At 58.2% G+C, this 19,490-nt stretch carries 15 protein-coding genes; 3 read left to right on the top strand and 12 right to left on the bottom strand.

Annotated elements, in window-relative coordinates:
- Positions 1 to 15 precede the first annotated feature (15 nt).
- The 4 genes from AC1DVF_RS00250 to rpsU form a co-directional block, all read right to left on the bottom strand.
- Entirely contained in the window at positions 16 to 3,762 is a 3,747-nt protein-coding gene (locus tag AC1DVF_RS00250) for a bifunctional diguanylate cyclase/phosphodiesterase (RefSeq protein ID WP_320336238.1), read from the bottom strand.
- A 126-nt stretch (positions 3,763 to 3,888) separates the two neighbouring features.
- Positions 3,889 to 5,733, bottom strand: a complete 1,845-nt coding sequence (gene rpoD, locus AC1DVF_RS00245) for an RNA polymerase sigma factor RpoD (protein ID WP_093441990.1) — start codon at positions 5,731 to 5,733, stop codon at positions 3,889 to 3,891.
- Positions 5,734 to 5,800: 67 nt separating this feature from the next.
- A complete protein-coding gene (gene dnaG / locus AC1DVF_RS00240) occupies positions 5,801 to 7,765 on the bottom strand; it encodes a DNA primase (RefSeq protein WP_093441982.1) in 1,965 nt (654 codons plus the stop codon).
- 485 nt (positions 7,766 to 8,250) lie between these two features.
- Positions 8,251 to 8,466 (bottom strand): 30S ribosomal protein S21, encoded by a 216-nt coding sequence (gene rpsU / locus AC1DVF_RS00235; RefSeq protein WP_002551877.1) that lies wholly within the window; start codon positions 8,464 to 8,466, stop codon positions 8,251 to 8,253.
- A gap of 199 nt (positions 8,467 to 8,665) precedes the next feature.
- Between rpsU and tsaD the strand changes: the two genes are divergently transcribed.
- Complete coding sequence (gene tsaD / locus AC1DVF_RS00230; RefSeq protein ID WP_093441977.1) at positions 8,666 to 9,691, top strand: tRNA (adenosine(37)-N6)-threonylcarbamoyltransferase complex transferase subunit TsaD; 1,026 nt, start codon at positions 8,666 to 8,668, stop codon at positions 9,689 to 9,691.
- Between the two features lie 23 nt (positions 9,692 to 9,714).
- Here the strand turns inward: tsaD and plsY are convergent, their stop codons facing one another.
- Complete coding sequence (plsY, locus tag AC1DVF_RS00225) at positions 9,715 to 10,284, bottom strand: glycerol-3-phosphate 1-O-acyltransferase PlsY (protein WP_093441972.1); 570 nt, start codon at positions 10,282 to 10,284, stop codon at positions 9,715 to 9,717.
- Between the two features lie 74 nt (positions 10,285 to 10,358).
- Here plsY and folB point away from each other — a divergent pair, with 74 nt between their 5' ends.
- Together folB and folK are read left to right on the top strand one after the other, a co-directional pair.
- Complete coding sequence (folB, locus tag AC1DVF_RS00220; protein WP_064390789.1) at positions 10,359 to 10,715, top strand: dihydroneopterin aldolase; 357 nt, start codon at positions 10,359 to 10,361, stop codon at positions 10,713 to 10,715.
- Positions 10,706 to 11,221 (top strand): 2-amino-4-hydroxy-6-hydroxymethyldihydropteridine diphosphokinase, encoded by a 516-nt coding sequence (gene folK, locus AC1DVF_RS00215; RefSeq protein WP_477781842.1) that lies wholly within the window; start codon positions 10,706 to 10,708, stop codon positions 11,219 to 11,221. Before folB ends, folK begins: the two co-directional genes overlap by 10 nt.
- A 91-nt stretch (positions 11,222 to 11,312) precedes the next feature.
- On the opposite strand, the gene AC1DVF_RS00210 is transcribed toward folK, so the two are convergent.
- The 7 genes from AC1DVF_RS00210 to apaG form a co-directional block, all read right to left on the bottom strand.
- On the bottom strand, positions 11,313 to 12,536 hold the full coding sequence (locus AC1DVF_RS00210) for a multifunctional CCA addition/repair protein (protein WP_477781841.1): 1,224 nt from the start codon (positions 12,534 to 12,536) through the stop codon (positions 11,313 to 11,315).
- Positions 12,537 to 12,599: 63 nt separating this feature from the next.
- A complete protein-coding gene (locus tag AC1DVF_RS00205; protein ID WP_093441957.1) occupies positions 12,600 to 14,162 on the bottom strand; it encodes a SpoVR family protein in 1,563 nt (520 codons plus the stop codon).
- A complete protein-coding gene (locus AC1DVF_RS00200) occupies positions 14,159 to 15,430 on the bottom strand; it encodes a YeaH/YhbH family protein (protein WP_007910114.1) in 1,272 nt (423 codons plus the stop codon). The genes AC1DVF_RS00205 and AC1DVF_RS00200 overlap by 4 nt, the downstream gene beginning before the upstream one ends.
- A 121-nt stretch (positions 15,431 to 15,551) precedes the next feature.
- Entirely contained in the window at positions 15,552 to 17,474 is a 1,923-nt protein-coding gene (locus tag AC1DVF_RS00195) for a PrkA family serine protein kinase (RefSeq protein ID WP_007910115.1), read from the bottom strand.
- A 297-nt stretch (positions 17,475 to 17,771) separates the two neighbouring features.
- Complete coding sequence (gene glpE, locus AC1DVF_RS00190) at positions 17,772 to 18,101, bottom strand: thiosulfate sulfurtransferase GlpE (RefSeq protein ID WP_016983139.1); 330 nt, start codon at positions 18,099 to 18,101, stop codon at positions 17,772 to 17,774.
- Between the two features lie 33 nt (positions 18,102 to 18,134).
- Entirely contained in the window at positions 18,135 to 19,016 is an 882-nt protein-coding gene (locus AC1DVF_RS00185; protein ID WP_477781840.1) for a symmetrical bis(5'-nucleosyl)-tetraphosphatase, read from the bottom strand.
- Positions 19,016 to 19,396, bottom strand: coding sequence for a Co2+/Mg2+ efflux protein ApaG (gene apaG / locus AC1DVF_RS00180; RefSeq protein ID WP_116254383.1), 381 nt, complete (start codon positions 19,394 to 19,396; stop codon positions 19,016 to 19,018). The genes AC1DVF_RS00185 and apaG overlap by 1 nt, the downstream gene beginning before the upstream one ends.
- Positions 19,397 to 19,490 lie beyond the last annotated feature (94 nt).

Below are 19,490 nucleotides of genomic sequence, written 5' to 3'. Positions count from 1 at the left end.
TCAGTAGGTCGCGGATTATAGCGACGGTTTCTCGGCTGTGCTATCCGAAAAATCCGATACGGTTACACGAAGAAACGTTGCTGCGAATTCTTCCGGCGGCAGCGGCAGGCTGACGATGTAGCCCTGGATCTGTTCACAGCCTTCGGCGGCGAGAAATTGTTGTTGTGCCTGGGTTTCCACACCTTCAGCGATAACCGTGAACTGCATGCTCCGGCCCAGTGCGATGATCGCCCGGACGATGGCCGCATCGTGGGGGTCATCGGGCAGTCCGCGGACAAACGACTGGTCGATTTTGAGGATGTCCAGCGGCAGCCGTTTGAGGTAACTGAGCGAAGAATATCCGGTGCCGAAGTCATCAATCGCCAATTGAACGCCGAGGTGTTTGAGCTGGTGTAACACCGCCAACGCCTCTTCGGCCTGACTCATGATGAAGTTCTCGGTAATTTCCAGTTGCAGTAAATCCGGTTGCAGGCGGTTGTCGTTGAGCAGCTGTTCGATGCGTCCGAGCAGATTCGGCTGACGCAATTGCGCACCGGCGAGGTTCACCGACAGCGGGCCGAGGCTGTCGTAGACCTGACTCCATTCGAACATTTGCCGGCACGCCGTCTCGAGCACCCAGTCACCAATCTGCAGGATCATGCCGTTCTCTTCGGCCAGCGGAATGAAGTGTTCTGGTGGCACGTCGCCGAAGGTCGGGTGACGCCAGCGGATCAGCGCTTCGGCACCGACCAGACGATGATCGTCGAGGCTGATTTTTGGTTGGTAGTAGAGAAACAGTTCATCACGTTCAATGGCCCGACGCAGTTCATGCTCAAGCGCAATGCGCTCGCTGGCCTGGGCGGTGAGGTCGCGGGTGTAGCTCTCGACGCGGTTGCGGCCCTTGGCCTTGGAGCGGTACATCGCCGCGTCGGCGTTTTTCACCAGCGTGGCGACGTCGCAACCGTCTCGAGGATAGAGGCTGGTGCCGATGCTGGCACTGATGAAGAACTCATGCTCACCGGCCTGGAATGGCGCACCGAAGCAGTTGAGCAGTTTGGTGGCGATGTTGTCGGCGTCGCTGGCCTGTTGCAGGCCGGGTAACAGAATGATGAATTCGTCACCGCCCAGACGCGCCACGGTATCGATGTCTCGCAATTGCTCCTTCAGGCGCACGGCGATGCCCTTGAGCAGCAGATCGCCGACCGGGTGGCCGAGGCTGTCATTGATGTGTTTGAAGCGGTCGAGATCGAGAAACAGCACGGCGCCCTGACTGCCGTTTTCCTGCTGGCTGTTCAGTGCCATCAGCAAGCGGTTTTCGAACAGCGTGCGGTTTGGCAGACCGGTAAGCGGGTCGTGGTGCGCCTGATAGTCGAGTTTGGCTTGTGCATGTTTGAGGCTGGAGATGTCGGCAAACACCGCGACAAAGTGGGTAATAAACCTGTCTCGATTGCGCACGGCGCTGATGGTCAGCCAGCTCGGGTACAGCTCGCCGTTCTTGCGTCGGTTGGAGATCTCGCCTTGCCAGTGACCTTCGTCGGTCAACTGGTGCCACATTGCCGCGTAGAACGCGCTGTCATGCAGGCCGGAGGCGAGCAGGCGCGGCGTATGCCCGAGCGCTTCGCTTTCGCTGTAACCAGTGATTTCGGTGAAAGCGCGATTGACCGCACTGATGTGTTGTTGGGTGTCGGTGATCAATACGCCTTCAGCGGTACTTTCGAACACGGTGGCGGCCTGTTGCAGTTTTTCCTGCATCAGATGCCGCTCGGTAATGTCGCGGGCGATGGTCAGCATGCAGTCATCTTCGCCAATCGGCAGTGGACGGCTGGATACTTCACAGAGGCGGATCTGCCCGTCACTGCGGCGGATATGGCAGGTGAAGTCACGGACGAAGCCGTCGCGATGCAACAGATCGAGCATCTGTTTGCGTTCGTTGAGGTTGACCCAGATTCCCAGATCCAGTGCCGAGCGATCCACCGACATGGCGCTATTGAAACCGGTGATACGGCTGAATCCTTCGTTGACCTCCAGCAGCAGGCCGTCGCTCTGGCGTGACAGCAGCAAACCGTCCGGCGAAGCATGGAAGGCTTTGGCAAATTTCTCTTCGGAGGTTTGCAGTTGCTGTTGGGTTTCCTTGAGTTGGGTAATGTCTCGTACTACGACGACAAGCGCGGGTGTAGTGTCCAGATCAAACGGCTCGGCGGAAATCAGGCCGGTAAAGAGTTGGCCATTGTTGCGGCGAAACGGCATCTCCAGATTACGAATGCTGCCTGCCTGCAGGCGCTGCAGCAATCCGGGACCGACGCCGGGAATCCCCCAGATATTCAGCTCGGTCGCCGTTTGGCCCAGCACTTCTTCGGCTTTCAGTCCGATCTGTTCTTCAAACGCTTCGTTGACCTCCAGCAGACAGCCATCGGACAGTCGTGCAATCACCAGAATGTCCGGGCATTGCTGAAACACCGAGGCGAACTTTTGCTCCGAGAGTCGCAGCGCCTCTTCGGTGCGCTTGATTTCGCTGATGTCGATCATCAGGCCGCGCATCACCGGCTCATGGCCATGCTCGATCAGGCTGACGATGTCGCGCACCCACAGGCAGCGGCCATCAGCGGTTATCACCCGATAGTCGACGATGTGATCGCGACCCTGGCGAAGCGCTTCTTTGCAGTAACTTTGTGTACGGGTCAGATCGGCCGGGTGAATGATGTTGTGCCAGAAACCGGGAATCAACCAATGGGATTGTGGATAGCCAAGCAGGTCTTCGGCGTGGGGCGACACATAGCTGTAGGTGAAGTCGCTCATCCGTGCTTCCCAAGCGATGGCCGACAGGCTCTCGACCAGGCCACGATAGTGGTATTCGCTGCTGCGCAGTTCCTGTTCGAGGTCGATACGTCGGGCGATTTCCGAACTCAGGCGACGGTTGATGCGGATCACCACGGCGAGAATCGTCACCAACAGCAACAGACCCGGTAAACCGTAGATCAGCAGGTCTGACCAGAATGTCCGATGATCAAGGACGTTGCCGACCCAATGCTCCTGAATACTACTGATTTCATCAGGACTCATGTCAGCGAGGACTTTGTCGAGAATTCCCACCAGTACCTTGTTGGCGCGGGGGACGGCCATCGCCAGTTGGTAGCGATAAGGGGTTTCGCCGCTGACGTACAGACCGTCGAGCTTGAGCTGGCGCAGGCTCCAGACGCTGGACGCGAGGTCACCGACGACGGCGTCCACTTCGTCGGTCGCCAACGCCTGCAATGCCGAACTGACATTGGGCATGGCCACCAGGTTCAGATCGGGGTGGTGGGTGCGCAGCAGTTCGTGGGGCGCGTAGTTTTCCACCACGGCGATCTTCAAACCGTACAGGTCGTCGAGCTTGCGCGGTTGCGCGCCGCCGATGTGGGCGAGAATGACGATCGGAAAATCAAGATACGGGCGGGTGAACGACAGGTAGGTCTGACGCTCGGGGGTGGACATGATGCCGGGCAGGAGGTCGATCTTGCCCGATTTGACCTGTTCGAGCACCACCGTCCAGCTCACCGGTTCAATGGGCGTCAATTTGATTGCCAAGCGTTGGCGAATCACGTCGATATAGTCGGCAGCCAGGCCCTGATAGCGGCTCTGATCGTCGCGAAACTCAAAGGGCGGCCACGACGCATCGACACCCAGGCGCAAGTCCGGGTGAGCCGCCAGCCAGCTACGTTCTTCATCGGTCAGAGTCAGCGCGTCAGCCGTTGCGGTCCAGATCATCAGTGACAGCAAAAAAAGCACGGACGCCAATCTGGGCATAACGCTCTCGTTATGGCTCGGGGATGATTGTTTCGAGTGTAGACGGGGTATGCGGGGGAGGGGTGTTGCGAGGGATTTAATCTGCCATATAAACAAAACCCCCGGCCTGGGCCGGGGGTTCTGGTATCACTCGTCGAGGAAGGAGCGCAGATGCTCGCTTCGCGTCGGGTGGCGTAGCTTGCGCAGCGCCTTGGCTTCGATCTGACGGATCCGCTCACGCGTTACGTCAAACTGTTTGCCCACTTCTTCGAGTGTGTGGTCGGTGTTCATGTCGATACCGAAACGCATGCGCAGTACTTTGGCTTCACGGGCAGTGAGGCCGGACAGCACTTCGCGAGTCGCTTCTTTCAGGCTCTCGACAGTGGCGACATCGATTGGCGACTGCATGGTCGAGTCTTCGATGAAGTCACCCAGATGGGAGTCTTCGTCATCACCGATCGGGGTTTCCATGGAGATCGGCTCTTTAGCGATCTTCAATACCTTACGGATCTTGTCCTCAGGCATTTCCATGCGTTCGCCCAGCTCTTCCGGGGTCGGTTCGCGACCCATTTCCTGCAACATCTGCCGGGAAATGCGGTTGAGCTTGTTGATCGTCTCGATCATGTGCACCGGAATACGGATGGTGCGGGCCTGGTCGGCGATCGAGCGAGTGATCGCCTGACGGATCCACCAGGTGGCATAAGTCGAGAACTTGTAACCACGACGGTATTCGAACTTGTCTACCGCTTTCATCAGACCGATGTTGCCTTCCTGGATCAGATCGAGGAATTGCAGGCCACGGTTGGTGTACTTCTTGGCGATCGAGATCACCAGACGCAGGTTGGCTTCAACCATCTCTTTCTTCGCGCGGCGGGCCTTGGCCTCACCGATCGACATGCGACGGTTGATGTCCTTGATTTCTGCGATGGTCAGACCGGTTTCGGTTTCCAGCGCGATCAGTTTCTGCTGGCAACGAATGATGTCCGGTTGCACGCGACCAATGGCTTCGGCGTATTTGCTTTTGCCTTTGGCCAGGGCGTCGGACCAGCTTTCGTCGACTTCGTTGCTCGGGAACTGACGCAGGAAATCGGCGCGTGGCATACGTGCATCACGTACGCACAGTTGCATGATCGCGCGCTCTTGCTGACGCAGACGATCCAGGGCACTGCGGACACGCTCGACCAGGCCTTCGAATTGCTTCGGCACCAGTTTGATCGGCATGAACAGTTCGGCCAGTGCGAGCAACTCGGCAATCGCTGCCTTGTTGTTGCGACCGTGCTTTTTCAGGGCCTTGCGGGTGATTTCCATCTGGTCAGCCACGGCGCCGAAACGCTGGGCAGCGATGACCGGATCCGGACCGCTTTCGGCTTCTTCTTCGTCATCGGAAGATTCGGCTTCATCGTCGTCGGTGTCGTCGTCGGCTTTCGCCACTTTAGCTTCGACAGGCGGCGGCACTTCGGCAGGCGGCGCAATGCCGTCGTCCGGGTCGATATAACCGCTCAGAACGTCGGACAGGCGACCACCTTCGGTGGTGACGCGGGTGTACTCGGAGAGAATGTGGTCAACCGTGCCAGGGAAGTGCGCGATTGCGCTCATCACTTCACGGATGCCCTCTTCGATACGCTTGGCGATTTCGATTTCGCCTTCACGAGTCAGAAGCTCGACCGTACCCATTTCACGCATGTACATGCGCACAGGGTCAGTGGTGCGACCGATATCGGTCTCCACCGCTGCCAACGCAGCGGCTGCTTCTTCCGCAGCGGCCTCGTCGGTATCGGCGTCGGCCAACATAAGGGCGTCCGCATCCGGAGCACTCTCGTGTACGGGGATCCCCATGTCGTTAATCATGCGGATGATGTCTTCCACCTGCTCAGGATCTGAAATATCCTCGGGCAGGTGGTCGTTGACCTCGGCGTAAGTCAGATACTTCTGCTCACGACCCAGTTTGATCAACTCAATAATACGAGACTGCTGTTGCGCTTTTCCGGACATAACACCCTATCCACTGAAGGTCTTGGCGGGCAAAAAACAAGCCGAGGATTATACCTGAGCTATGACCTCACGCGCCAGTTGAGGTCGGGTTTGATGCGGAAACATTGCGACTTAGTAGGTCGCGCAGTTGGTTTTTCTCTTCAACGCTCAGTTCGCTTTGACGCGCTTTCCTGAGCAACTGTTCCAGATTTCGCTCGCGTTGGCGGGCTGACAAGCTAGTAATGGTGTCGAAAAACTGTTGTTCAAGGTTATCGCCGTCAATCAGCCACTCCTTTTCTGCCAAAGCCTTGAGCAAGCGTCCCTGTTCAGTGCCGTGCCATCGCGCGATCAACTGAAATGAGTTTAGCTTGGGATTCTTCTGTACAGCTTCGAGCAGGGCCACAAGTAACTGGGCGTTGGTCTGATTCTCGTCCGCAATGTGCCCGGCATCTTCGACGCGCTTGGCCAATTGTGGGTGATGAAGCAGTGTGCGCAGGGCGGTCAGGGTTGGCGACTCGACGCCAATCGGTGTGCGCGGGCGCTGCTGATCGCGATCACCGCCACGTTTGCCGTTCTTGTCCCAGGGTTTTTTGTCCCACTTCTTGCCGCCAGCGCCGGGCTTTTTCGGCGTCCACTCCTGCTGCGGCACATACATATCCTGTGCCTGCGGCTGATGGTAGTCGCTGTAGTCCGGCATCGCATCGTAATCGATGCCCGGATCGTAGGCGGGCGGCGCTTCCTGTGGCGCGCTTTGTGCCAGCTGACTGACGGTTTCGCTGCTCAGGCCGGTGATTTCGGTCAGGCGCTGACGCATCAGAATACGCAGGTTGGCGCCCGGCACTTTGTCGATCAGCGGTGCGGCGAGGGTGGCCATGTGGGCCTTGCCTTCGAGCGAGCGCGGATCGGCTTCTTCGGTCAATTGCTGGAAGAAATAATCCGCCAGTGGCTGAGCGTGCTGATTGATCCGGGCCTTGAAGGCGTCAGTGCCTTCGGCGCGCACCAGGGTATCCGGGTCTTCGCCTTCGGGCAGAAACAAAAAGCGCGCCCGGCGGCCGTCTTGCAGGCTTGAAAGCGTTGCTTCCAGGGCGCGCCACGCGGCGTTGCGGCCGGCCTGGTCGCCGTCGAAACAGAACAACACGTTCGGTACGACGCGGAACAGGCGCTTCAAATGTTCTTCGCTGGTCGCGGTGCCCAGCGTCGCGACGGCATTCTTCAGCCCCTGCTGTGCGAGGGCGATGACGTCCATGTAACCTTCGACGACGATGATTTCGTCGAGGTTGCGGTTGTTCTTGCGTGCTTCATAGAGGCCATAGAGTTCCTGGCCTTTATGGAATACCGGGGTTTCCGGTGAGTTCAGGTATTTCGGCTTGTCGTCGCCGAGTACGCGGCCGCCGAAAGCGATGATCCGCCCGCGGGTGTCGCGGATCGGGAACATTACGCGATCGCGGAAGCGGTCATAGCGTTTGCCGGTTTCGGCGTTCTCGATCAGCAGGCCTGCGTCGATCATGGCCTTCTGCTGCAATGTATCGCTGCTCAAGTGCTTGAACAGATTGTCCCAGCCCGGCGGCGCGAAACCGAGGCCGAAATCCCGGGCGATCTCGCCAGTCAGGCCGCGTCCCTTGAGGTAATCCACTGCAGCTTTGCGTGCCGGATGGCTCTTGAGCGCCTGCCGGTAAAAGTCGGCGGCGGCGGTGAGCAGTGGATACAGCGGCGAATCGGTCGGCTGCCGTGGCTTGCGCTCGCGGCCGCTTTCTTCGCGGGGGATTTCCATACCGGCGGCTTTGGCCAGATCTTCGACAGCCTGGGGGAAATCCAGGTTGTCGTGATCCATGAGAAAGCCGAGGGCATTGCCGCCGGCGCCACAGCCGAAACAGTAATAGAACTGCTTGTCGGGGCTGACGCTGAAAGACGGCGTTTTCTCTTTGTGAAACGGGCAACAGGCGGTGTAGTTCTTGCCGGCCTTCTTCAATTGCACGCGCGAACTGACCACATCGACGATGTCGGTGCGGTTCAGCAGGTCGTCAATGAAGCTCTGGGGAATCAGCCCGGCCATGGCGTTCTCGTCGTCTGCGCTGTAATAAGTCCGATGCGAAAGGCTGCCGGACGCGGGTCATTGTTTGAAGCACGCAAAATGTGCGGCTCGACCGGTGTCGTCTGCGTAATCGCTGTCGGGAAGTGTATCTGCCGAAAATCCACTGACGTTAGTACTCATCAGTCGTCGACTATTTGAAAGTGTTGCGCTGAATCCGCTGGCGGCCGGTTCAGGGCCTCGGATCGCTCAATAAAGCGGGCACGCATGCAGGTGCCTTGGGCTGATCGTCGTAAGAGGAATCAGTGGGTGTGCTCGTCAGTAGCCTTGAAAGGCTCGTCAGAAAAGACGTGCACCGCTGGCAAAAGAGCCAGGTCTGACGCGTGAAGCAGATTTGTCTCGGTCGCGTGTGCGGCTTCGACGGTGAAGCATCAAGCGTTTTACGCAAATGCCATTAGCCCGGCTGAGAGCCGGGCTTAGGCAAGAAGCTTGCTACGAACGTCTGTGTATTAGTACAGACGAACGGCGCGGCGCTGTTCGCGCTGAACTTTCTTGGCGTGACGCTTAACAGCGGCTGCTGCTTTGCGCTTACGCTCAGAAGTTGGCTTCTCGTAAAATTCGCGGCTACGAACTTCAGCCAGTACACCGGCTTTTTCGCAGGAGCGCTTGAAACGACGCAGAGCTACGTCGAAGGGTTCGTTCTCTTTAACTTTGACGGCTGGCATCCAGAGCTACCTTCATTCATTACCGGGGTCAACATCCTCGCGGCAAAAGAGCACTTGAAGACGTCGGTTTTTAAGGGTTGCGGATGTTAACCCCTCATCGCTCGGAATGCAAAGCCTCTGATCGAAAACCGCTGGTCGGGGCATCACGCGGCGACTATTATGCGCGCCTTCGAATTCAGCCTAAACAAGGCGCAAACCCATGCTAGTACTGGGATTAGAAACCTCCTGCGACGAAACCGGCGTCGCATTATATGACAGCGAACGCGGCCTGCTGGCCGACGCACTGTTCAGCCAGATCGACCTGCACCGCGCTTATGGCGGCGTGGTGCCGGAGCTGGCCTCGCGTGACCACGTCAAACGCATGCTGCCCTTGATCCGTCAGGTGTTGGCCGAGGCTGACTGCGTACCGACCGAGATCGATGCAATCGCCTATACCGCGGGTCCTGGCCTGGTTGGCGCATTGCTGGTCGGCGCTTCCTGCGCTCAGGCACTGGCGTTTGCCTGGGGCATTCCGGCGCTCGGCGTGCACCACATGGAAGGCCACTTGCTGGCGCCGATGCTGGAGCCGAAACCGCCCGAATTCCCGTTCGTCGCTTTGTTGGTCTCCGGTGGTCATACGCAGCTGGTTCAGGTCGATGGCATTGGCCAATACAGTTTGCTCGGCGAGACGCTGGATGATGCCGCCGGTGAGGCATTCGACAAAACCGCGAAGATGATGGGTCTCAATTATCCGGGTGGGCCGGAAATCGCCAAGCTGGCCGAGAAGGGCGTCGCAGGACGTTTTACCTTCCCGCGTCCGATGTGTGATCGCCCGGGTCTGCAATTCAGCTTCAGTGGTCTGAAAACCTCTGCGCTCAACGCCTGGCAGCAGTGCGTCAACGCCGGGGACGACAGCGAGCAAGCCCGTTGCGACATCGCGCTGGCGTTCCAGCAGGCCGTGGTGGAGACTTTGACCATCAAGTGCAAGCGTGCCCTGAAGCAGGCCGGCATGAAGCGTCTGGTGATTGCGGGCGGCGTCAGCGCCAATAAGGCGTTGCGTGTTTCGCTGGAAAAGATGCTCGGCGACATGAAGGGCGATGTGTTTTATGCACGCCCGGAGTTCTGTACCGACAATGGCGCGATGATCGCCTTTGCCGGTTGCCAGCGTTTGCAGGCCGGTCAGCAGGAAAGTCTGGCGATCAGCGTGCAGGCGCGCTGGCCGATGGAGCAATTGTCGGCGTTGTGATGAGTGGCGCTCATGGCCGGTATTTAAAAATGCCGTTCGCGCCCGGCAAACAGGTCGCGTAGATTGCCGCGGTGGCGCCAGACGATCAGCAGTGTCAGCGCGCTCATCGGCAGCAGCGCTTCCGGTTCCTGCCAGGCCAGCAAAGGCAGGGTTAAGGGGGTTGCGATCAGTGCTGCGAGCGAGCTGGTGCGGGTCAGGTAAAACGTCAGTAACCAGGCGCATACTGCCAGCAGCGCGGCGGGCGGATACAGGCCCAGCAGCATGCCGGCAGCGGTGGCGACACCTTTGCCGCCACGAAAGCGAAAGTACAGCGGGAACAGGTGACCGATCACGGCGCACACGCCGATCCACGCCTGATCCTGCAGCGAAAGGCCGGCAGTCGAAGCGATCAGCACCGGCACCAGGCCTTTGCACAGATCACCCAGCAGGGTCAGGATCGCCAGTTTGCGACCGGCCAGGCGCAGCATGTTGGTGGCACCGGCATTACCCGAGCCACTCATTCGCGGATCCGGGTTTCCGGTCAGGCGGCTGAGCAAAATGGCGAAGGACAGCGAGCCGAGCAGGTAGGCGAGAGTCGCCAGTAACCAAAACATGCTAACTATTCCGGGCGAGGACGCCCTGATTCTAACGGCGCATTGCGCCCTTGTCGTGCAGCGGAGAGAAGTGCTTGGACAGAGTGTTTATCGAAGGCCTGGAAGTCGACACCGTGATTGGTGCCTACGACTGGGAGCGCGGCATCCGCCAGTGCCTGCGCCTTGATCTGAGCTTCGCCTGGGACAATCGCCCGGCCGCCGCCGGTGATGACCTGACCCTGGCGCTCGACTACGCCAGCGTGTCCACGCGAATTCAGGCGTTTGCCGAGCAAGCGCAGTTTCAACTGGTCGAGACCTTCGCCGAACGTCTGGTTGAAGTGCTGATGAGCGAATTCAAGATCACTTGGGTACGCCTGAAGCTGACCAAACCCGGCGCCGTTCCGGCTGCCAAGGGCGGCGTGGGTGTGGAGATCGAGCGCGGATGTCGCTGACTCAGGTCTACCTCGGGCTCGGTAGCAATATCGAGCGCGAAACTCATTTGCGCGCTGGACTCGACGCTTTGGCGACGTTTCTGGTGGATGTCCGCTGTTCGGCGGTGTTCGAAAGCGCGCCTGTGGGCATCAAGAGCGGGCCGTTCTTCAATTTCGTGGTGTCGGCGTATACCGACCTGCCGTTGATGGAACTGGATCGCCGCTTGAAATTCATTGAGGCGGATAACGGTCGCTATGCGCCTGATCGCAAGGGCTTGCCGCTGGATATCGACGTGCTGTTGTATGGTGATCTGGCGGGGAATTTCGACGGACTGGTTCTGCCGCGCGCGGAGATTCTGAAAAATGCTTTTGTGCTGTGGCCGCTGTCGCTGATTGCGCCGGATCGCGTGCATCCGGGGGTGGGAAAGAGCTTCGCGACGTTGTGGGCAGAGGCGCAGATTGACCAGGTTTTAGCGCCAGTTGCGTTCGAGTGGTGTGGTGCGCAATTGACCCCGCCGAATCTTTAAAAGCAAAAGATCGCAGCCTGCGGCAGCTCCTACACGGGAATATGCGTTTCTCTGTAGGAGCTGCCGCAGGCTGCGATCTTCTGATCTTGCTTCAGGCGTTCTCTTTGTAAGCCTTCAACGCCTTCAGTCGCTCACGTTTCAGCGCTTCGCCCAGTTCCGGGCCCTTGAATCCCTTCTCCAGTAACGGCTGCACCGCAACCTCTCGCGCAGCCTTCGCCGCACCGCGCAAATAATCCGCCTGTGGATAACTTCTCTGCTCCAGCCCTTTACGGCCTCGGGCGTCCATTTCGCATGCCGCGATAAACTCTTCAAACCGCTGCGGTCGGCGATACACATCAAAGCTCTGCAACAGCTCAAGCAGCGTCGAGGCCTTCAACTCCAGCGCCCGGTGGCTGTGGGTGTGGTACTTGCCGACCAACAAGGCCAACTCCTGACAATCCTTTGGTGCCTTAAAGCGTTCGTTGACCGCTTTGATCAGCTTCAACCCCGTGTGCTCATGGGCGATGTGTCGCGGCCACTCTTCCTCTGGGGTCAGACCTTTGCCGAGATCGTGCAGCAGGCAAGCCCAGCGGACCGTCAGCGGTTGTTTGTGCCGCGCCGATTGCTCCAGGACGCTGAGGGTGTGCAGGCCGGTATCGATTTCCGGGTGATGCGCTTCCGGTTGTGGCACACCGAAAAGCGCGTCGACTTCTGGCATCAGTACTTTCAGTGCGCCGCAGTCGCGCAGTACCTGAATGAACACTTGCGGCTGATCTTCCATCAGTGCCCGGGAGATTTCTTTCCAGCTACGTTCAGCGGTCAACGCCTCCAGCTCACCGGACTCGCTGAGCTGACGCATCAATTCCAGCGTCTCCGGTGCGACAGTAAAACCCAGCCCGGCATAGCGCGCTGCGAAGCGGGCAACGCGCAATACGCGGAGGGGATCTTCGGCGAACGCCGGAGAAACGTGACGCAGAATCCGGGCTTCAAGATCGCGCTGGCCATGGTAGGGATCGGTCAGATTGTGCTCATTGTCCTCGGCCATGGCGTTGATGGTCAGGTCGCGACGAATCAGGTCTTCCTCAAGCGTCACTTCGGGGCTGGCGTGAAAAGTGAAACCGCCATAACCGCGCCCGCTCTTGCGTTCGGTGCGGGCGAGGGCGTACTCCTCGCCGCTTTTGGGATGAAGAAACACGGGGAAATCCGCGCCAACCGGGCGATAACCCTGGGCGAGCATTTCTTCCGTGGTGGCACCGACTACGACCCAATCGATGTCGGTGACTGGTTTGCCCAGCAAGCGATCACGTACGGCACCGCCAACCTTGAAAATCTGCATAAAAAACCTCCGTTAGCCCGACAGAATAACCCTTGCGTCAGACTTTCGGAGGCCGAAACCGGATCAAAGATGAATGACGGCAAGGTCAAGTCGACCGTAATCCCCTTCGCTGTGTTCACTGCGTGGCGGTACGTGGTGGGTTTTCATGATCTGGTCGCCTTGCAGGGTTTCCAGATGGATATCGAAGCCCCACAAGCGATGCAGATGTTTAAGCACTTCGTCAGTGGAGTCTCCCAGCGGTTTGCGATCGTGCTGTTGGTGACGCAAGGTCAGTGAGCGGTCGCCGCGCCGATCGATGCTGTAGATCTGCACGTTCGGTTCACGATTGCCGAGGTTGTATTGCGCGGCCAGTGTTTCGCGGATGATCCGGTAGCCAGGTTCGTCATGAATCGCAGGCACCAACAAGTCGTCCTTCTGATCGTCATCCATGATGCTGAACAGTTTCAGGTCACGGATCACTTTCGGCGATAGATACTGCAGGATGAAACTCTCATCCTTGAAGCTGCTCATGGCGAATTTGATGGTCGACAGCCAGTCGCTCCCGGCAATTTCCGGGAACCAGTGACGATCCTCTTCGGTAGGTTCTTCACACATGCGCCGGATGTCGCGATACATGGCGAAACCCAGCGCGTAGGGGTTGATGCCGTTGTAGTAAGGGCTATCGAAACCTGGCTGAAACACCACGCTGGTGTGCGAGGTGAGAAATTCCATCATGAAGCCGTCGGTAACCAGCCCTTCGTCATACAGGTCGTTCATCAGCGTGTAGTGCCAGAATGTTGCCCAGCCCTCGTTCATCACTTGGGTCTGGCGTTGCGGGTAGAAGTACTGGGCGATCTTGCGCACGATCCGCACGATCTCGCGCTGCCACGGTTCCAGTAACGGCGCGTGTTTTTCGATGAAGTACAGGATGTTTTCCTGCGGCTCGGCCGGGAAGCGTGCGTTGTCCTTGTCGCTGTATTTATCCGCGCCTTTGGGAATGGTGCGCCACAAATCGTTGATCTGCTTTTGCATGTGCTCTTCACGATCCTTCTGCCGACGCCGTTCTTCTTCGGCGGAAATCGGGTAAGGACGTTTGTAGCGGTCGACGCCGTAGTTCATCAACGCATGGCAGGAGTCGAGCAGGTCTTCTACTGCATCGATGCCGTGACGCTCCTCGCACTGCATGATGTACTGCTTGGCAAACACCAGGTAATCGATGATCGAGCTGGCGTCGGTCCAGGTGCGGAACAGGTAATTGCCCTTGAAGAAACTGTTATGCCCGTAACAGGCATGCGCCACTACCAGCGCCTGCATGCAGATGGTGTTTTCCTCCATCAGATAGGCAATGCACGGGTCAGAGTTGATCACGATTTCGTAGGCGAGGCCCATCTGCCCACGGCTGTACGACTTTTCCGTGCTGAGGAAGTGTTTGCCGTAGGACCAGTGGTGGTAGCCCAGTGGCATGCCCACCGAGGCATACGCATCCATCATCTGCTCGGCGGTGATCACTTCAATCTGGTTGGGGTAGGTATCCAGCGCATAGCGGGCCGCGATCCGGGCTATTTCGCGGTCATAGGTCTGGATCAGCTCGAACGTCCATTCGGAGCCGGTGGAAATGGGTTGGCGCTTCTGCTCTTTGGCGGTCATGTCACTAACCTGCGCTGGAAGAGTTCACGGAAGACCGGATAGATATCCCCGGCCGAGACCAGTTGCTGTTGGGCAAAAGTGTCAGAGAAGGCTTCGGCGATGCGTTCGTACTCGTACCACAAGGCCTGATGTTCGCGCGGGGTGATCTCCACGTAAGTGTAGTACTGCACAAACGGCATGATCTGGTTGATCAGGATGTCGCGGCAGATTGGCGAGTCATCATTCCAGTTGTCGCCGTCGGAAGCCTGCGCCGCGTAGATATTCCACTCGTTGCTCGGGTAACGCTCGGCCATGATCTCCTGCATCAGTTTCAGGGCACTGGAAACGATGGTGCCGCCGGTTTCCCGTGAATAGAAAAACTCCTCTTCGTCGACTTCCCGGGCGCTGGTGTGGTGGCGGATGAACACGACATCGATCTTGTCGTAGTTCCGTTTCAGGAACAGGTACAACAGGATGAAAAAGCGTTTGGCGATGTCCTTGGTCGCCTGGGTCATGGAGCCGGAGACGTCCATCAGGCAGAACATCACCGCTTTTGAACTGGGGTTGGGCTGCTTGATCAGCAGGTTGTACTTCAAGTCGAATGTATCGAGGAACGGCACGCGGTGAATGCGCGCGCTGAGTTTTTCGATTTCCGCCTCGAGTTCCTGAATATCGCCGAAGTTGTCCGGCTCTTCGCGTCTCAGACGCTCAAGTTCTTCTTTGACTTCACGCAGTTTCGCTCGACTGCTACCGGAAAGGGCAATGCGTCGCGCATGAGCCGAACGCAGGGTGCGGATGATATTGATGCGCGACGGGTTGCCTTCGTTGCTGATCCCGGCGCGCACGGTTTTGAAAGTGTCGGTGCCGCTCAGGTTGCGTTTGACCAGGTTCGGCAGTTCGAGGTCTTCGAACATGAATTCGAGGAATTCTTCCTGAGTGATCTGGAAGACGAATTCGTCCATGCCCTCGCCGGAGTTTCCGGCCTTGCCCGGACCGCGTCCGCCACCGCCTCCCGGCGGGCGGGCGATGTGTTCGCCGGCGGTGAACTCCTTGTTGCCCGGATGCACCACGGTCTGCTTGCCGCCGCGGCCATGGTGAAGCACCGGTTCGTCGATGTCGCGACCGGGAATACTGATCTGTTCACCGTGCTCCATATCGGTAATGGAGCGCCGGCTGACCGCCTCTTCGACAGCCTTCTTGATGTGGTCACGGTAACGCCGCAGGAAGCGCTGACGGTTCACCGTGCTCTTGTTCTTGCCATTGAGACGTCGGTCGATCACATAACTCATAGGAAGCCCTCCGGGCAGCTTCAAGTTGTGAGCTTCAAGCTGCAAGTAAAAGCAGGTTCCCGGGCATCAGTGGGTTACGCGCTTTGTTCTTGCAGCTCGTAGCTAGAAGCTTGCAGCTGCTTCACTGCGACTTCCGTACCCGTAGGTACCATTCGGAAAGAAGCCGTACCTGTTTGTCGGTGTAGCCGCGTTCGACCATTCGAGTGACGAAGTCGTTGTGCTTTTGCTGATCCTCTTTGCTGGCCTTGGCGTTGAAGCTGATGACTGGCAGCAGATCTTCGGTGTTGGAGAACATTTTCTTCTCGATGACCACCCGCAGTTTTTCGTAGCTGAGCCAGGTCGGGTTCTTGCCGTTGTTGTTGGCGCGTGCGCGTAGTACGAAGTTGACGATCTCGTTGCGGAAATCCTTCGGATTGCTGATGCCGGCCGGTTTTTCGATTTTCTCCAGTTCTTCGTTCAGCGCGACGCGGTTGAGAATCTCGCCGGTTTCCGGATCGCGGTATTCCTGATCCTGAATCCAGAAGTCCGCGTACAGCACGTAGCGGTCGAAGATGTTCTGGCCGTACTCGCTGTAAGACTCGAGGTACGCGGTCTGGATCTCCTTGCCGATGAATTCGATATAACGCGGCGCCAGATATTCCTTCAGGTAGCGCAGGTAGCGCTCGCGGGTTTCAGCCTGGAATTGTTCCTGTTCGATCTGCTGTTCCAGCACATAGAGCAGATGCACCGGGTTGGCAGCGATTTCATGCGGATCGAAGTTGAAGACCTTGGACAGGATCTTGAAGGCAAACCGGGTCGACAGACCGTTCATGCCTTCGTCGACGCCTGCCGAGTCGCGGTATTCCTGGATCGACTTGGCTTTCGGATCGGTGTCTTTGAGGTTTTCGCCGTCGTAGACGCGCATCTTCGAATAGATGTTGGAGTTTTCCGGCTCCTTGAGGCGCGACAGCACAGTGAACTGCGCGAGCATCTTCAGGGTGTCAGGCGCGCAATGCGCTTTGGCCAGGGAGCTGTTGAACAGCAGTTTGTCGTAGATCTTCACTTCGTCACTGACGCGCAGGCAGTACGGCACTTTGACGATATAGATCCGGTCGATGAACGCTTCGTTGTTCTTGTTGTTGCGGAAAGTGTGCCATTCCGATTCGTTGGAGTGGGCGAGCAGGATCCCGGTGAACGGAATCGCGCCGAGGCCTTCGGTACTGTTGTAGTTGCCTTCTTGCGTCGCGGTCAGCAATGGGTGCAGCACCTTGATGGGTGCCTTGAACATTTCGACGAATTCCATCAGGCCTTGGTTGGCCCGGCACAGCGCACCGGAGTAGCTGTAGGCGTCGGCGTCGTTCTGTGGGTATTCCTCGAGTTTGCGGATGTCGACCTTGCCGACCAGTGCGGAGATGTCCTGGTTGTTCTCGTCGCCCGGTTCGGTCTTGGCTACGGCGATCTGGTTGAGGATCGACGGGTACAGTTTGACCACGCGGAACTGGCTGATGTCGCCGCCGAATTCGGCCAAGCGCTTGGTCGCCCAAGGCGACATGATGGTGTTCAGGTAGCGCCGTGGAATGCCGAAGTCTTCCTCGAGGATCGCGCCATCTTCGGTGGCGTTGAACAGACCCAGAGGCGATTCGAATACTGGCGAGCCCTTGATGGCGTAGAAGGGCACTTTTTCAATCAGCTGTTTCAGCTTTTCGGCCAGGGACGATTTACCGCCACCGACGGGACCGAGCAGATAAAGGATCTGTTTCTTTTCTTCCAGGCCTTGGGCGGCATGGCGGAAATACGAAACGATCTGGTCGATGCATTCTTCCATCCCGTGGAAGTCTTCAAAGGCCGGATAGCGGCGGATCACCTTGTTGGAGAAGATGCGTGACAGCCTCGAATTGGTCGAGGTGTCGAGCAGTTCCGGTTCACCGATGGCCAGTAATAGACGCTCGGCGGCAGAAACGTAGGCGCTCCGGTCTTTTTTGCACAGCTCCAGGTACTCTTGCAGCGAGAGTTCTTCCTGGCGTGTGGACTCGAAGCGTTGTTGGAAGTGGCTAAAGATACTCATGACGTCACCTCGCTCGATACGTGGAGCCGACGCCGGATCACTCAGTCGATGCTGGCAAACAACCGTTTAGGCAGCTGTTTGTTTACCCCCCAGAACACTTTCACGATCGACAATCGTGAAAGTCACTCCCGATGACCCGTGCGCCGGTGTACCGGCTCTCCCCTGTTTTGGATGGCCTGGGCTTAAGGATAGTTGGGAATTCGGGAGGTAAAGGCGAGATACGTAATTAGTTGTGGCAAGACCGTTCGTCTGCCAGCGCGGGCCCACGGCAGCCGGGGCCTGCGCGTGACAAAAAAATTATTCGGCGGTGCCTTGCGCAGTTTCCGCAGGATAAGTCGTACGCCACAGCTCGAAGCCGCCGTCCATGCTGTAGACGTCGGAGAAGCCTTGGCTGATCAGGTAGGCCGCAGCACCCTGGCTGGAGTTGCCGTGATAGCAGACGACGACGGTCGGCGCATCAAGGTCAGCGCCTTGAATGAAAGCGTGCAGGGAATGGTTGTCCAGATGCTTCGAGCCGCTGATGTGCAGGGCGGCGAAAGTCGCCGGGTCGCGCACGTCGACGACGACAGCACCTTGTTCACGCAGGGCCTGGGCCTGTTCCGGGGGGATTCGTTTGAATTCGCTCATGGCGGGTTCCTGTTGCTCGGCTGAAAGCGCAGTCTAACGCGGTGCGCTGACTGGCGAAGTTTTGGGGATAAGTGGTGCGACAGTTGGCGCGAGTCCGCCGTGTTCGTCGCATTTGCACGACAGCCGTTCGCCGCTGTCGACATTCATCAGGGTCAGGCTGCCGCCCCAGACACAACCGGTGTCGAGCGCCGAGATACCTGGCTCATGGACATTGCCTTCGAGTGCCGCCCAGTGGCCGAAGATGATGCGCAGGCCTTTGGTCTTGCGATCCTTGTGCTGAAACCACGGTTTATATCCGGCGGGTGCTGTGTCGAGGCCTTCCTTGCTCTTGAGGTCGAGTTTGCCTTCGGCGGTGCAGAAGCGCATGCGGGTGAAGTAGTTGGTGATGACGCGCAAACGAGTCACGCCTTTGAGATCGTTGTCCCATTTCGCTGGATCGTTGCCGTACATGCCGTCGAGGTAGGCGAGCAGCATGTTGTCGTCTCGCAGGGCCGTTTCGACTTCGGCGGCGCACTTCAGTGCGCGGCTCAGCGACCATTGCGGTGGAATGCCGGCGTGAACCATGGCGACATCGCGCTGCTCGTCGTAGTGCATGAGCTTTTGTTGGCGTACCCATTCCAGCAGTTCCGCGCTGTCTGGGGCATCGAGAATCTCGCGCAGGGTGTCGGACTTTTTCAAACGCTCGATATTTTTAGCCGCTGCCAGCAAATGCAGGTCGTGGTTACCGAGCACGCAGACCAGCGATTCACGCATGCCATACAGAAAACGCAGGGTTTCCAGTGATTGCGGGCCACGGTTGACCAGGTCACCGACCAGCCACAGTCGATCAAGCTTTGGGTCGAACGCCACTTGCTTGAGCAGGCATTTCAGCGGTTCGAGGCAGCCCTGCAGGTCGCCGACGGCATACGTCGCCATCAGTGCAAAGACCCGGGCACGGCGAGGCGGAACGGCTTGATGATGGCGTCGAAATGTTTGCCATCATCGGCGACCATTTCGTAGGTGCCCTGCATGGTGCCGACCTTGGTTGTCATCACTGTACCGCTGCTGTAGGTGTGGCTTTCACCGGCCTCGATCAACGGTTGTTTGCCGACCACGCCAGCGCCGCGCACCTCCTCTACATGGCCATCACCGTCGGTGATCACCCAGTGCCGCGAAAGTAGCTTGGCCGGGATGGCGCCATTGTTCTGCACAGTGATGGTGTAGGCGAAGGCGAAGCGGTCGTGCTCGGGTTGCGATTGGTCTGCCAGATAGCGGGTGACGACGCTGACATCGACCTGGTAACGGGAATCGGACATGCAAGAGGCCTTAAACGAAGCGGAACGCGGGGCGTAGCTGATGGGGATTCAGTCTAGGCAAGTATCGGGCAGTAAACCAGAGTGGCGTCCTGCC

The sequence above is a fragment of the Pseudomonas sp. P4_D7 genome (assembly GCF_056401755.1).
Note: the sequence above shows the minus strand (reverse complement) of the source record. Positions and strands in the feature narration are given on the sequence as shown.